This is a genomic window from Acidovorax sp. sic0104, from assembly GCF_019219095.1.
In the GTDB taxonomy this organism is placed as follows: domain Bacteria; phylum Pseudomonadota; class Gammaproteobacteria; order Burkholderiales; family Burkholderiaceae_C; genus Acidovorax.
In genome coordinates, this window is record NZ_JAHUWH010000003.1 from 130971 (window position 1) to 145806 (window position 14836).

A 14836-nucleotide genomic window follows, 5' to 3' on the forward strand; every position below is an offset into this window, starting at 1 on the left:
CTTGTCAGCTCTATACATGCACAACTCCATCGATGCAGGCCCATTCGCAGCGCTGGCGCGGCAGTTTGCCGCCTGGTGCCATACCCCGCACAACGGAAAGCCCACCGGCCAGATCACACGCGAGGCGCTTGAACAACTGGCTGCCGTCTATGCAGCCGGGCTGCAGCTGCCGACTGTGGATTTCCATGTCGCACCCGATCCACCCGCCAGAACTGCGGACCAGACCAGCAAACTCACGAAGAATCTGTCCGCTCTTCCGTTCCAGTTCTACTGGGATGTGCTTGAGCCGCTGAGTCTTGCCCACCACCAAGAGCTGGGGTCCGGCGATCTGCAGGATGATTTTCTGGACATCTGCAACGATCTGGAGCGTGGGCTTTGGCTCTTTGACAATGGCCACGCCATGGCAGCCATATTCCACTGGCGCCAGATGTTTTTTCATTGGGGTCAGCATGCGGTGGATGCGATGCGGGTCCTTCACATGTTCCGCCACGGCTGACGGTCCGTTGGCACGCATGCATCGCAGCACATCGCCCACGCCAACTTAGTGTGGGAACCCGCCCCGCACCAGGCGCACGGGCTCGGCATCCATTCGGCGAATGAGCGCGTGCAAACCGTCCGTCGGCGTGTCAGTGCCAGCTGCAAGCGCAGGCGCGGGCGCAGCGATTGGCAGCGGAGCGCTCGCAGCCATTGGCGCCGCGCCGGATCGGCACACCAGGTCATCTTCCGACCACGCCGCCTTGCCCGGCTGCCCCCGCGCGCGCAGCCAGCCGCCACGGTCCACGATGAGCTGGTAGCCCGGCAGCTCGGCGGTGGGCACGCCCAGCACCAGGGCCAGGGCCTCGTCGATGGCCTTGCGGGTGTCAGGGCTGCCCTGTGGCTGGCATTCCACGTCGCTCCCGGCGTCCGGGGTACCGGCCACCAGCGTGACCAGACGCGGGTCCTCGGCCGCTGGCGGGGTGCCCTGCGATGCCACCACCACACGCACGCGCTGGCCCACAAGGTCATGCGTCTGGCGCGCCCGGCCGCTTCGGCACTGAACCGCCATGGCGGGCAGCCGCACGGGGCGGTCCCACGTGCCTGATTCGCGCAGCATCTGCCCGGCCGCGTGGGCCTGCAGGTAGTCCAGCACCTCCCAGATCTGTGCGTCGCTCACGGCATCGCCCACACCGGGCATCGTCACTGCGCCAGCACGGTTGTGCATGCCTTCGCGCACGCGCCAGAAGAGTTCGCCATCGAGGCGCTTCCACAAGAGTGCGCCATTCAGATTGGGGGGCCACTGGGCCAGCTGTGCGGCATCAGGCCCTTCACCGCGTCCGTCGGCGCCGTGGCAGCGCACGCAATGCTGCTGGTACACGGCCTGGCCGCGCACGATGCCCGTGGCTTCGAAGCGGGTGGGCGACTGGTGCAGGCTGGTGGGCACGGCGGGCGACAGCAGCAGGTGCGCCTGCGGCCAGGGCGCAATCACCAGCAGCACAACCGCCAGGGCACCCAGGGCCACGCGGGCGCGCCGCCAGGGCAGCGACAACAGCAACGCCAGCACGGCGCCCGCTACGCACAGCAGCGACAGCAGCACCCGCCGCGCATGGCCCGCGTCCACCACCAGCATCTCCGCAGCGATGCGGTGCGCGAAAGGCCAGGCAGGCTGGCCGTGCGCATCGGGCGCCAGGCCCAGCAGGTGCAGCAAGGCGCGCAGGCCCTGCTGCGCAGCATGCAGGCCTTCGAGCAGGCCGTTCAACAGCTCAGGAGACAAGGCAGCAGACCAGCGCCCGGTTCACCAGCTCGCGTCCAGGCCCAGCAGCGCCAGCGCTTCGTGGCGCAAGGCTGCAAGGCGCGGGTCGCCTCGGTGGCGTGGGTACGGCAGGTCGTTGACCAGCACCTGCTTCACACGGGCCGGTCGGTCCGAGAAGACCACCACGCGCTGCGCCATGAAGAGCGCCTCTTCCACATCGTGCGTGACCAACAGCGCCGAGAAGCCCGTGCGCTGCCACAGCTGCACCAGCTCGGTCTGCATCGTCAGCCTCGTGAGCGAGTCGAGCTTGCCCAGCGGCTCGTCCAGCACCAGCAGGCTGGGGTCGTTGACCAGTGCCCGCGCGAGCGCCACGCGCTGCGCCATGCCGCCCGACAGCTGGTGCGGGAAGGCCTTGGCAAAGTCCTGCAGGCCGACCAGGGCCAGCGCTTCGTTCACCCGGTGGCGCTGCGCCTTGAGGATGCCGCGCGCCTGCAGCCCCAGGGCCACGTTGTCCCACACGGTGCGCCAGGGAAAGAGCGTCGGGTCCTGGAACACGACGATGCGCGAAGGGTCGGGCTCCGTGATGGGCACTCCGTCCTGCAGCAGCTCGCCCGTGGTGGCGGGCTCGAGCCCCGCCACCAGGCGCAACAAGGTGCTCTTGCCGCAGCCGCTCGGGCCCAGCAGCGCCACGAACTCACCGGGCGCAATGGACAGGTCCAGCTCGTCGATCACATGCAGCGGGCCTGCGGGAAGGTCGAACCAGTGGCTCACATTGCGCACGTCGATGCGTGCGCCCGAGCTTGCTGGCACGCCGCTTTGGGCATCGGCGTGCACGGCGTTGGTTGCCACGGCGCTCACCATTTCACCACTCCCTTTTGCCACGACAGCACGCGGTCGCGCAGCACGAACAGCAGCGTGATCACGCCCGAGAACAGCAGCGCCATCACGATGAGCGCTGCATACATGTTGGGGTATGCCGCCCAGCCCTGTGCCCAGGTGAGGTACCAGCCCAGACCCGCCTTCACGCCCAGCATCTCGGCCACCACGAGGGTGGAGAACGCTGCGCCCAGGCCCATGAAAAGGCCCACGAAGACCTGCGGCAGCGCCGCCGGGATGGCCACCCTCAGCACCAGGAACCAGGGCGATGCCCCCATGGTGCGGGCCACGTCGTAGTAGTTCTTGTGCACGCCCGCCACGCCCGACCAGGTGAGGATGGCCACGGGAAAGGCCGTGCCCAGCGCGATCAGGAAGATGGCGGTGGACCAGCTGGACGGAAAGAAATAGAAGCTCACCGGCAGCAGCGCCGTGGTGGGCACCGGGCCGAGAATGCGCAGCACCGGGTGGATCCAGTAGCTGGCCTGGCGCGACCAGCCGATGAGCACGCCCGTGACGAAGCCTGCGGCGGCCCCGATGGCGATACCCAGTGCCAGCAGCCGGATGGAGGCGCCCGCGCTTTCCAGCAGGCGTGCCCAGTCGGTCACATACACCTCGACGAGGCTCTGCGGCGGCGCAAAGAACGGGGGAGGCAAGGTGCCCAGCTTGGCGGTGAAGACCTCCCACACCGCCAGCCCGGTGGCGATGGCCACGAGCCAGGGTCCGGCCCGGCGCACGCGGCCACCGGAACGGCCGAGCGCGCCCGGCACGAAAGCCAGCACCGCCAGGACGAACGCCACCGCGCCCGCGCCGATGGCGAACTCCTCGGTGAACGCCCAGTCGCTGAAGCCTGCGGGCTTGTTGGGCCACAGGTGGGTGAGCAGGGCCAGCGCGCCCCATGCGGCGGCTGCGGCCAGGCCGGTCCACCAGAAAGCTGGCGATGCGGCGACGCGCTGCGGGGCGGCCACTGCAGCGGCGCGTGGTGCGGCCGGGGTACTCGCAGCGGCCACGGAGGCCGGTGCGGGCAGGATGTGATCGGCGACAGTGCTCATGGCGGGCTCAAGCCAGAACGTCGGCGTAAACGTGGGCGGCGAAGCGCGCCGGATCAGTGGAGGGCTTGAGCACGTTCACCAGCTTGAAGTCGCGGGCATAGAACTCGATCTCCTGGCGCAGCGCCGTGCTCACCGGGTGGCTGCGGTGCGTGAGCGTGCCCAGCACGGCGCGCAGGTCTTCCTGCGGCACCTTCGAGTAGGGGCTGAAGATGCGTGCGGTTTCGTTGGGGTTGTCGGCCACGAAGTCCGAGGCTTCGATGATGGCCCGCGTCAACGCCGCCGCCGTACCCTTGTCGCTGCGCACCATCGCGCCGCTCACGCCCAGCACGCAGCAGGTCTTGGCGGCGTACTCGCCCGACAGGTTCGATGCCAGGTCCACCAGGCCCTTGGTACGCCGCTGGATGAGCAGCAGGTTGGGGTCGCCGTCGGCAATGGCCTGGGCCTCGCCTTTTTCCACAGCCAGGCCGAGCATGTCGCCGGGGAACTGGCGCCAGGTCACGTCCTTTTCGGGGTTCAGGCCGGCTTTGGTCAGCAGCACGGCAAAGAAGTTCTTGCCCGGGCTGTTGAGGTCCGACACGGCAATCGTCTTGCCCTTGAGCTTTTGCAGGCTGGTCACGCCCGCGGCCTCGTAGCCCACCAGGCGCGAGCAGCCGCCGTGCGAGCTGCCCACCAGCTTCACGTCGAAGCCCGACTCCAGCGGCTTGATCCAGCGGTGGATCATGCCCAGCCCGGCATCGGCCTTGGAGGTGGCGATGGTCTCCAGCAGTTGGTCGGTGGAGCCCGCGAAGTTGACCAGCTCGACCTTGAGGCCGTGCTTTTCAAAAATGCCGCGCTCGATCGCGACAGGCGCGGCAGACAGGCAGATCGCATTCGCATTCCAGGCCAGCTTCACCTCGCGCAGCTTGCCGGCGGCCAGCACCTGGCTGCCCACCACGCCGGATGCAGCCACCACACCGGCACCGCCGGCCACGCGCAGCACCTGCCGGCGCGACCAGCGCGCTCCCGCTCCCCCCAGAATCAAGCCCTTGTTGTTCATGCTCTGCACCTCGTGTAATGAAGACGACAAACGGTGATGAACACCGCACCCCACGCATTGGAGTCGGCAGAGCCCGACAATGGAACGAAGAAAAACGGAGATGCATATGCAAAAGACTCCACACACCCACCGGCCCGACGCTGGTGCAATACAGCCCATGAATGCCGTCGCCTCCGCCATCCTGCCGCCACCCGCCACAACACCTGCCCCCCCCGGCACCGCCCGCCTGCGCCACTTCGTGCAGCAACTGGCTGCCCTGGTGGAGACGGCACCGCCGGAGCCCGAGCTGCTGTCACGCGGCGGCGCTTTGCTGGGCGCCCTGGTGGCGCACGACGACTGGCTGCCAGCAGCCTACGCACAACCCCACCCCGAGCGCTACCAGCAGTACCTGTTGCATGCCGACGCGCTGGGCCGCTTCTCGGTGGTGAGCTTTGTCTGGGGGCCCGGCCAGTCCACCCCCATCCACGACCACACGGTGTGGGGCCTGATCGGCATGCTGCGCGGGTCCGAGGACTCGCAGGCGTTCGCCCGGACCGCCGACGGCCGATGGGCGCCCCAGGGCCCGCCGCACCGCCTGGAGCCGGGTGATGTGGATGCCGTGTCGCCCGCCATCGGCGATGTGCACCGGGTCAGCAACGCGTGGGAAGGCCGTACGTCCATCAGCATCCACGTCTACGGCGCCAACATCGGCGCCGTGCAGCGCAGCGTGTACCTGCAAGACGGCACGGCCAAGCCGTTCATTTCCGGCTACAGCAATGCCACGCTGCCCAACATCTGGGACCTCTCCCGCAACCCCGCCACTGCCGCCTGACACGGTTTCGCACGCCCAACGAACTGGCCCAGACCTTGCCCATGACCGCTCCCACCCTGCCCCAGACATCCTTCCTCCAGGTCCGCGAGGCCCTGCTCGCCCGCCAGGAAATCGCCCTGCTCGACGTGCGCGAGGAAGACCCCTTCGCCCAGGCGCACCCGCTGTTCGCCGCCAACCTGCCCGCCAGCAAGATCGAACTGGAGGCCTGGGCACGCATCCCCCGGCGCGACACCTTCATCGTCGTGTATGACAACGGCGAGGGCCTGGCCGAGCCCGCGGCGCGCAGCCTGCAGCGCCTGGGCTATACCCAGGTGACGCTGCTCGCAGGTGGCCTGCAGGGCTGGCGCGATGCGGGCGGCGAACTGTTCATCGACGTGAACGTGCCGAGCAAGTCCTTCGGCGAACTGGTGGAGGCCGAGCGCCACACCCCCTCGCTCGCGGCCGAAGAAGTGCAGGCGCTCATCGATGCCCAGGCCGACGTGGTGGTGCTGGATGCACGCCGCTATGACGAATACCACACGATGAACATCCCCACCGGCGTGAGCGTGCCCGGCGCCGAGCTGGTGCTGCGTGCCAGGGCGCTGGCGCCCGACCCGGTCACGCAGATCATCGTGAACTGCGCCGGCCGCACCCGAAGCATCATCGGCACGCAGTCGCTCGTGAACACCGGCATCCCCAACCCCGTGGCCGCGCTGCGCAACGGCACCATCGGCTGGCTGCTGGCCGGACAGACGCTGGAGCGTGGCGCCACGCGCCGCTTCGACCCCGCCGTGCATGCCGACCGCGACCACGCGCCGCGCCAGGCCCGCGACGTGGCAGACCGCGCCCGTGTGCAGCGGGCCCACGCGGGCGACCTGGCCCGCTTCGCCGCCGAGACGGGGCGCACCACCTACCTGCTGGACGTGCGCACGCCCGAGGAGTTCGCGGCCGGGCACTTGCCGGGCTTTCGCAACGCGCCCGGCGGCCAGCTGGTGCAGGAGACCGACCACACCGCCGCCGTGCGCGGCGCGCGCCTGGTCCTGGTGGACGACGACGGCGTGCGCGCCAACATGAGCGCGTCGTGGCTGGCGCAGATGGGCTGGGAGGCCTGGGTGCTTGATGGCGCCGAGCCTGCCGATTTCACCGAAACCGGCGCAGTGGCCAACGCCGTGCCCGAACCCGAGGGCCCGATCGCCTGGGTATCGCCCGCGCAGCTGTCCGCCTGGCTGAAGGATGAAGCCCCCGGCCGCACCGCTGTGCTGGACCTCACCACCAGCGCCAACTACACGCTGCGCCACATCCCCGGCGCGTGGTTCGTGATCCGCTCGCAGCTGGCGCAGGCCGTGGCGTCCATTCCGAAGGCAGAACGCTACGTGCTCACCTGCGGCAGCAGCCTGCTGGCCAAGTTTGCGGCGAAGGACCTGGAGCGTTTGACCGGCGCGCAGGTGCTGGTGCTGGAAGGCGGCACGCTGGCCTGGATCGCGCAGGGCCTGCCGCTGGAGCATGGCGAGACGCGTCTGGCGTCGCCCCGCATCGACCGCTACCGCCGCCCGTACGAAGGGACCGAGAGCCCCCGCGAAGCGATGCAGGCCTATCTGGACTGGGAGTTCGGGCTGGTGGAGCAGCTGGGGCGCGATGGCACGCACGGCTTTCGGGTGCTGTGAGGGCTATTCAACACAAGCACTATCAAAGTAGTAGCACACCACGCTTATCAGTCAATCGGTAGCGCGCATTTTTGTATGTAGCGCCCTGTAGCGCTTCGACAGGCTCAGCGTGAACGGGTGTGGTTGTGCGTAGCGTTGGAGGTGTTGTGAGGGGCATCGGAGCCAACCACCGTTCGGGCTGAGCCTGTCGAAGCCGGGGTACGCAGGCCCGCATCCCAGGAGCTACGACAGGCCAGGCGTACCCCACCCAAAGGGGATGGCTCCAGCCTTCTCTACCGCCCCCCCCGCCCGCATCAAGCGCGCAGCGCTCCGTAGCGCCACTGCACCTTCAACTCCATCGACTCCCCCTGCGCCAGTGTCCGCAGCCCCGGCTGCCCGGGCTGGTTGAACGCATCGATGGGCTGCGTGATGGGCTCGAAGCAGAAAGCCGGGCCCTCTGGCGGGCGGTAGATCAGGCAGTAGTGCTGCGCGCTGCCACCGTCACGGTCAAAGTCCGGCATGCGGGCCGTCAACTGCAAGCCGCGCTCGGGCCACTCGATGCGGGCCGTGCCGCCCCAGCCGGTGTAGGCGTTGTCGATCAGGCCGCCATTCGCAGGGATGCCCTCGCTCAGGTTCCAGCTCTCGGGGAACTGCGTGGTGTGCTGGGTCGGTATCGGGTCACTGCCACTGAGCCACACCGCCTGCACCGGAGCGGTGATGCGCGTGGCGGGCGTGCGCGGAAACCAAGGGTGCAGCCCCGCGCCGTACGGCAGGGGCTGGGCGCCCAGGTGCCGCACCCGCAGGCTCTGGTCCAGCCCCCCGTCCACCAGGCGGAATTCCTGCACGCATTCGTATTCGTAGGGGTTGCCTTCGGAACGCTTGGAGCGCAGCGCCATCTCCAGCGTGTCACCCGCTGGCTGGCGGATGGCCCAGGGTTGAAGCCAGCCGTCGCCATGAATGGGATACGGCTCGCCCGCACGGTTGGGCTCCATGGCATGGAACTGCCCGCCGTGCGAAAACCCGCCGCCGCTGATGCGGTTGGACCAAGGCACCATCGCGAACGATGCCAGCTTGTACAGGTCGGGCGTCTGGCCGTCCCAGGGCCGCCACAGGTCGATGCGCTCCGTGCCGCCGCCTTGCGGATCATCGATCTGCCAGGCGGCCACGCTGCCGCCCAGGGAGGGGACCAGGCCGAGGTGCTGGCCAGCGTGGTGGAGCCAGACGATGGGATGGGTGGCGGCCTCGGTCATGGGCAAGCTTTCTGAAGTGAACTGTTGGAAGGGAGGAAGGAAGCAGCGTTGAGGCGGACGGGCGGGCGCGCTGTGGCAGCTTGGCAACCCGGCAGCTTGGCTGCCGCACTGCGTGCCGTGCCATGTCGCGGTGCCGGCGGTCAGCCGCCGAACAGGTGGGCGGGCAGGCCCGGGCTGTCCACGGACACCGCAAACAGCGCCCCGGCCAGCGGCTCGGCATCCAGTTGCGCCGCCGTCAGGCCCACGCGCGCCGAGGTGATGAACAGCGTGCGCAAGTCAGCTCCGCCAAAGGCGCAGGTGGTGACCTGGCTCACGGGCAGGTTGACGCGGCCCAGTTCGGCCGCCGTCACCGGGTCGTGGCAGGTGACGCACGAGCCGCCCCAGTGCGCGATCCACAAACGCCCCTGCGCGTCGGTGGTCATGCCGTCAGGCAGGCCGTCCTCGGGCAGCCAGCGCATCCACAGCCGCTTGTTCGACAGGGTTCCGGTGGCTGGCTCACTGTCGTAGCGGTAGGTGCACCCGTCGATGGTGGCGTTGAAGAACATGGCAGTTTCCTGCCCTGTGCCCGACCATGCAGGGCCGTTGGTCACGGCAAACCCATCGTCGTGGCGCGTGCATTGGCCATCAGGGTCGTAGCGGTACAGCGCGCCCGTCGGGGCCTCGCACGCGAAGTCCATGGAGCCCGCCCAGAAGCGGCCCTGTGCATCGCACTTGCCGTCGTTGAAGCGGTTGCCCGCGCGCTCCAGCTCGGGCTGGTGCACATATCGGGGCTCGGAATCCACCTTGGGATCAAACAGCGCAAAACCCCGGCGCAGCGTGACGATGAGGCCCGGTGCCTGGACCCTTTCGGCTATCGCCGAGATCTCTTCTGGGAAGGTCCAGCGGCGACAGGCGTCGCTCGCCGGGTCCCAGCGGTGCAGGTGCCGCGCGAGGATGTCCACCCAGTACAGCGCCTGCTCGCGCACGGACCACATCAGCCCTTCGCCCAGATCGGACTCCAGTGCCTGCACACAGCGCACAGTGCCGACGGCCGGCGCAGAAAAGGCCGAGGCTTGCGGCCTGGCCATTGAAGTATCCAGATGAAGGCTCACGCGTGTCTCCGGTGATTGTCTTGTGCCCATGTCTGCTGCATGGCTCTTGACGGTGGGCATCTTATCAACGCAAACTGATGCTTGTAATTTATATTTTTATCATCAATCAATACAAATATTGATATGTCACAAGTTTCGATCTCCCCTTCCGCTTCGTCGTCGGAAGCACTGCCCCTGCCCGAGGGCCTGTCGCTGTTCCCCAGTCTGCGCGGGCGCTCCGTATTCGTCACTGGTGGCGGCAGCGGGATCGGCGCCGCCATCGTGGCCGCACTGGCCCAGCAAGGCGCACGCGTAGCCTTTGTCGATGTTGCTCGGCAGGCCAGCCAGGACCTGGCTCAGCAACTGCACGACGCTGGCTTTGCACGGCCCTGGTGGCGGGAGTGCGATGTGCGCGACATTGATGCGCTGCGTGCAGCCATCGCCGACGCGGCAGCAGAGCTGGGCGACTTCCACACGCTGGTGAACAACGTGGCCAGCGACGACCGCCACACGCTCGAGTCCGTAACGCCCGCCTACTACGACGAACGCATGGCCATCAACGAGCGCCCCGCCTTCTTCGCCATCCAGGCGGTGGTGCCGGGCATGCGCAGGCTGGGCGGTGGCTCGGTGATCAACCTGGGATCCACGGGGTGGCAGGGCAAGGGCACGGGCTACCCCTGCTATGCGATCGCGAAGTCGTCGGTGAACGGCCTCACGCGGGGGCTGGCCAAGACGCTGGGGCAGGACCGCATCCGTATCAACACGGTGTCGCCCGGGTGGGTGATGACGGAGCGGCAGATCAAGCTGTGGCTGGATGCGAAGGGTGAGGAAGAGATTGCGCGCAACCAGTGTTTGCCGGACAAGCTGCGGCCGCATGACATTGCGCGGATGGTGTTGTTTCTGGCGTCGGATGATGCGGCGATGTGCACGGCACAGGAGTTCAAGGTGGACGCGGGATGGGTCTAGGCGTCTGGATGCATTCGCTCAGGCCAAGCCTGCAGAGGCTAGCGCCCCGGCGCACTTGCGGTTGCGTTCGGGTTGAGCTTGTCGAAACCGGGGCGTCTTACCCCCCGGCCGTTCGGGTTGAGCTTGTCGAAACCGGGGCGCCTCACCCCGCCCGTTCGGGTTGAGCTTGTCGAAACCGGGGCGCCTCACCTCCGTCCGTTCGGGTTGAGCTTGTCGAAACCGGGGCGCCTCACCTCCGTCCGTTCGGGTTGAGCTTGTCGAAACCGGGGTGCCTCACCTCCGTCCGTTCGGGTTGAGCTTGTCGAAACCGGGGTGCGCTCGCGGGCTCGCTGAGGGGCAGCATGCCTGGTTCAAGTGCGGAGGCCGGGAGTCGCCCGGCGGCGAGTGTCTTTCTTTTGCTTCGCCAAAAGAAAGGCACCAAAGAAAAGGCGACCCTGCTGTCTGCGTCCCCTTCGCTGCGCTGCGGGGCAACCTGGGGTGCTCGGGCGCGGGGTGTGCCGCAGAACTCACTGCGCGCTGCGCGCTCCGTTCAGACAACTGCGGCAAGTCAGAGCACGAAGGCGTGTGTCCTTCGGCACACGCCCACCCCGCCCCCTGCGCGCCCCAGGCGCATCCAGAAGGGATGGGAGGGCCAAACAGCCACACGGGCCATTGCTGCGCTCGGCCCCGCCTGCGCAGCGCGCGGCGCGCGGCGCATGCGCCCGCGTTTTGGGGCCGAGCAACGCGATGGCCCGTGTGGCTGTTTGGATGTTCGGCTGTTCACCCCCTGCTGGCTGCGCCTGCGGCGGGGCGGTTACGGGGTGGCATGCGCGTCGGAGCGCGCATGCTTCGTGTACTGACTCGCCGCAGTTGTCTGAACGGAGCGCCCCAGGCGCGCAGTGAGTTCTGCGGCGCACCCCGCAACCGCCCCGACGCAGGTTGCCCCGTAGCGCAGCGCAGGGGCCGCAGACTGGGGGTCGCCCTTTCTTTGGTGACTTTCTTTCGGTGACGCGAAAGAAAGTTACCGCGCCGCCGGGCGCGCACCCCGGCTCCCGCACTCCACACAAGCACACCACCCAATCAGCGAGCCCGCGAGCAGCACCCAGGTTTCGACAAGCTCAACCCAAACGGGCGAGGGTCAAGGCGCCCCAACTTCGACAGGCCCAGCCCCGCCTGCGCAGCGCGCGGCGCATGCGCCCGCGTCTTGGGGGCCGAGCAACGCGATGGCCCGTGTGGCTGTTTGGATGTTCGGCTGTCCACCCCCTCCTGGCTGCGCCTGCGGCGGGGCGGTTGCGGGGTGGCATGGGCGCCTTAGCGCGCATGCTTCGTGTACTGGCTCGCCGCAGTTGTCTGAACGAAGCGCCCCAGGCGCGCAGTGAGTTCTGCGGCGCACCCCGCAACCGCCCCGACGCAGGTTTGCCCCACAGCGCAGCGCAGGGGTCGCAGACTGGGGGTCGCCTTTCTTTTGGGTACTTTTCTTTGGCGAAGCAAAGAAGAAGTACCTCGCCCGCCGGGGCGAACTCCCGGCCTCCGCCCTTGAACCAGGCACACCACCCAATCAGCGAGCCCGCGAGCAGCCCCCAGGTTTCGACAAGCTCAACCCGACCGGGCGGGAGGCAAGGCGCCCCGGTTTCGACAGGCTCAATCCGAACGGGCAATAGCTGTGCCAAGGCTTCCACAGGCCCAGCCCAAACGGACGGAGCAGCGATACGCCCGCTGTCGACAGGCTCAGCCCGAACGGTTCAGAGAAACAGGCCCATGGAATGGCACACAACGCCACGTCAATCCCCCACCTCCAACCTGCGCCCGTATTGCACCAGACTGGTCTGCTTCAACGCCCTCATCATCACCTTCGCCGCCGGCGACAACAGCCGGTCCGTGCGCGTGATGATCCCGAACGCGTCCATGTGGCAAGGCATCGCCATCGGCAACACCGCCACGATCCCATGCGATGCGTAGTAGTGCGCCACATCCGCCCCCACCACAGCCACCATGTCGCTCTGCTGCAGCATCCGCGTCATGAACAGCAGCGCCGCCGTCTCCACCACATTCACCGGCGGCGCCAGCCCGTCTTGCTGGAACATCAGGTCGAACCGGTGCCGCAGCACGCTCCCCGCTGGCGGCACGATCCAGCTGGCCGAGAGCACATCGCGCAGCGTGAGCCCGCTCAGGGTCGACAGCGGATGCCCCGGACGGGTGATGGCGCAGACCAGCTCCTCGGTCAGCGGCTCATAGCGCAGGTTGCTCTTGTCGTGCTCTTCATACAGGCGCCCCACCACGATGTCGAGCTTGCCCTGGTCCAGTCGCTCCAGCAGCACCGGGCTGGTCTCGATGTCCAGCGAGATGCGCAGGCTGGGGTGCTCCTGCTTGACCAGCGCCACGGCCGCCGGCAGCAGGCTCAGGCCTGGTGAGGTGATCGCGCCGATGCCCACCTGGCCGTAGTGGCCCCGCTTGAGCGCGCCGATCTCATCGTGCGCCTGGTTCAGATTGGCCAGTGCCATGCGCGCGTGGCGGATCATGGTCTCGCCGTACCAGGTGGGGCGCATGCCGCGCGGAAGCCGCTCGAACAAAGGTACCTCCAGCACGTCCTCCAGATCCTTGAGGAGCTTGGACGCAGCGGGCTGCGTCATGCTCAGTACCTGGGCCGCGCGGTGGATGTTGCCTTCCTCCGCCAGAGCCACCAGCAGCAGCAGCTGGCGCGTCTTGAGGCGGGCCCGGATGAACCAGTGGTTGTAGGTGCTCATAGGCTGGGGTTTTCCAGAATGCGGGTATTGATATGTATTTTGTCTAAAAAATGATTGGATTGATATCAAAATCATCCATAGACTTCGCCGCACCCATCACAAAGGCTCACAAAGGCCCCCATGAAGTTCGGCGACATGCAGCAAAACCCTCGGCACCTGATCAATGGCCGCTGGGAAATCGGCACCACCACCGGCGTCAGCACCAACCCGTCGGACACCCGCGAAGTGGTGGCCGAATACGCCCGCGCCGACCGCAACCAGACCGAACTGGCTGTGCGGGCCGCCGCCGATGCCCTGCGCACCTGGAGCCAGAGCAACCCGCAGCGCCGTGCCGATGTCCTGGACATGATCGGCTCCGAGCTGCTGGCCCGCAAGGACGCGCTGGGCACGCTGCTGGCCCGCGAGGAAGGCAAGACGCTGCCCGAGGCCATCGCCGAGGTCGCGCGCAGCGGGCAGATCTTCAAGTTCTTCGCTGGCGAGGCGCTGCGCATCCCTGGCGAGCTGATGGCGTCGGTGCGCCAGGGCGTGCAGGTGGACATCACCCGTGAGCCCGTGGGCGTGGTGGGCGTCATCGCGCCCTGGAACTTCCCGTTCGCGATTCCGGCCTGGAAGATCGCCCCGGCCCTGGCCTACGGCAACACGGTGGTCTTCAAGCCCGCCGAGCTGGTACCGGCCTGCGGCTGGGCGCTGGCAGAGATCATCAGCCGCAGCGGGCTGCCTGCAGGCGCCTTCAACCTCGTGATGGGCAGCGGCCGCGAGGTGGGCCAGACGATGGTGGACCACCCGATGGTCAACGCACTGAGCTTCACCGGCTCGGTCTCCACCGGCGACAGCATCCTGCGCGCGGCCTCGGCCCGGCGCGCCAAGGTGCAGCTGGAGATGGGCGGCAAGAATCCGCTCGTCGTGCTGGCCGATGCCGACATGGAACAAGCGGTTGACTGTGCGCTGCAGGGCTCGTACTTCTCGACCGGCCAGCGCTGCACGGCATCGAGCCGCCTGATCGTGGAGGCCCGCGTGCACGACGCCTTCGTGGCACGGCTGCGCGAGCGGCTGGCCGCGCTCAAGGTGGGCAACGCGCTGGAGCGCGGCATTGAAATGGGCCCCGTGGTGGACGGCAGTCAGCTCGATCAGAACCTCGGCTATGTGGAGATGGCCCGCACCGAAGGCGCCGAGCATGTGTGGGGCGGCGAGCGCGTGGAACGCGCCACGCCTGGCCACTACATGAGCCCCGCCCTCTTCCTGGCGCGGCCCGAGCACCGCATCGCCCGCGAAGAAATCTTCGGCCCCGTGGCCTGCGTGCTGCGCGCCGACGACTACGACCATGCGCTGGCACTGGCCAACGACACCCCCTTCGGCCTGTGCGCGGGCATCTGCACCACATCGCTCAAACACGCCATGCACTTCAAGCGCCACGCCGCAGCGGGCATGACCATGGTCAACCTGCCCACGGCGGGCGTGGATTTTCACGTGCCCTTCGGCGGGCGCAAGGAATCGAGCTACGGCGCGCGCGAACAGGGCCGCTACGCCGCCGAGTTCTACACCACCGTCAAGACAGGCTACATGCTGGCCTGAACGGTCAAGAAAATAAAAGAAGAGAGAAGAGAAGAGAAGAGAAGAGAAGAGAAGAGAAGGCACGACGACAGAAACCAACCGATCCCGCAACGCAGTCATCAACCAACCATTCATTAATTCAAGAAAGCAGGA

Annotated in this window: 12 protein-coding genes; 5 read left to right on the forward strand and 7 right to left on the reverse strand. The window is 67.7% G+C overall.

Annotated features, from left to right (window positions below; translation table 11 throughout):
* Nucleotides 1-16: 16 nt before the first annotated feature.
* The gene (locus KW835_RS07095) at nt 17-496 is read left to right on the forward strand and encodes a DUF5063 domain-containing protein (RefSeq protein ID WP_218381658.1); all 480 of its coding nucleotides are present in this window, start codon (nt 17-19) and stop codon (nt 494-496) included.
* 45 nt (nt 497-541) lie between these two features.
* Here KW835_RS07095 and KW835_RS07100 read toward each other — a convergent pair whose 3' ends face one another.
* The 4 genes from KW835_RS07100 to KW835_RS07115 are packed head-to-tail and all read right to left on the reverse strand — an operon-like array spanning nt 542 to nt 4690.
* Nucleotides 542-1750, reverse strand: coding sequence for a cytochrome c (locus KW835_RS07100; RefSeq protein WP_218381659.1), 1209 nt, complete (start codon nt 1748-1750; stop codon nt 542-544).
* Between the two features lie 21 nt (nt 1751-1771).
* Nucleotides 1772-2590, reverse strand: coding sequence for an ABC transporter ATP-binding protein (locus KW835_RS07105; RefSeq protein WP_218381660.1), 819 nt, complete (start codon nt 2588-2590; stop codon nt 1772-1774).
* Entirely contained in the window at nt 2584-3654 is a 1071-nt protein-coding gene (locus tag KW835_RS07110; protein ID WP_218381661.1) for an ABC transporter permease, read from the reverse strand. The genes KW835_RS07105 and KW835_RS07110 overlap by 7 nt, the downstream gene beginning before the upstream one ends.
* 7 nt (nt 3655-3661) lie before the next feature.
* A complete protein-coding gene (locus tag KW835_RS07115; protein WP_218381662.1) occupies nt 3662-4690 on the reverse strand; it encodes an ABC transporter substrate-binding protein in 1029 nt (342 codons plus the stop codon).
* A 157-nt stretch (nt 4691-4847) separates the two neighbouring features.
* Here KW835_RS07115 and KW835_RS07120 point away from each other — a divergent pair, with 157 nt between their 5' ends.
* Both KW835_RS07120 and KW835_RS07125 read left to right on the forward strand, forming a co-directional pair.
* On the forward strand, nt 4848-5501 hold the full coding sequence (locus tag KW835_RS07120; protein ID WP_218381859.1) for a cysteine dioxygenase: 654 nt from the start codon (nt 4848-4850) through the stop codon (nt 5499-5501).
* A gap of 41 nt (nt 5502-5542) precedes the next feature.
* A complete protein-coding gene (locus tag KW835_RS07125; RefSeq protein ID WP_218381663.1) occupies nt 5543-7144 on the forward strand; it encodes a rhodanese-related sulfurtransferase in 1602 nt (533 codons plus the stop codon).
* A gap of 293 nt (nt 7145-7437) precedes the next feature.
* Here KW835_RS07125 and KW835_RS07130 read toward each other — a convergent pair whose 3' ends face one another.
* A complete protein-coding gene (locus KW835_RS07130) occupies nt 7438-8373 on the reverse strand; it encodes an aldose 1-epimerase (protein ID WP_218381664.1) in 936 nt (311 codons plus the stop codon).
* Between the two features lie 140 nt (nt 8374-8513).
* The gene (locus tag KW835_RS07135) at nt 8514-9440 is read right to left on the reverse strand and encodes an SMP-30/gluconolactonase/LRE family protein (protein WP_218381665.1); all 927 of its coding nucleotides are present in this window, start codon (nt 9438-9440) and stop codon (nt 8514-8516) included.
* A gap of 147 nt (nt 9441-9587) precedes the next feature.
* On the opposite strand from KW835_RS07135, the gene KW835_RS07140 reads away from it, so the two are divergent.
* Nucleotides 9588-10409, forward strand: coding sequence for an SDR family NAD(P)-dependent oxidoreductase (locus KW835_RS07140; protein ID WP_218381666.1), 822 nt, complete (start codon nt 9588-9590; stop codon nt 10407-10409).
* Between the two features lie 1760 nt (nt 10410-12169).
* On the opposite strand, the gene KW835_RS07145 is transcribed toward KW835_RS07140, so the two are convergent.
* On the reverse strand, nt 12170-13132 hold the full coding sequence (locus tag KW835_RS07145) for a LysR family transcriptional regulator (protein WP_218381667.1): 963 nt from the start codon (nt 13130-13132) through the stop codon (nt 12170-12172).
* A gap of 120 nt (nt 13133-13252) precedes the next feature.
* Here KW835_RS07145 and KW835_RS07150 point away from each other — a divergent pair, with 120 nt between their 5' ends.
* Nucleotides 13253-14704, forward strand: coding sequence for an aldehyde dehydrogenase family protein (locus tag KW835_RS07150; protein WP_218381668.1), 1452 nt, complete (start codon nt 13253-13255; stop codon nt 14702-14704).
* The last annotated feature ends 132 nt before the right edge of the window (nt 14705-14836 follow it).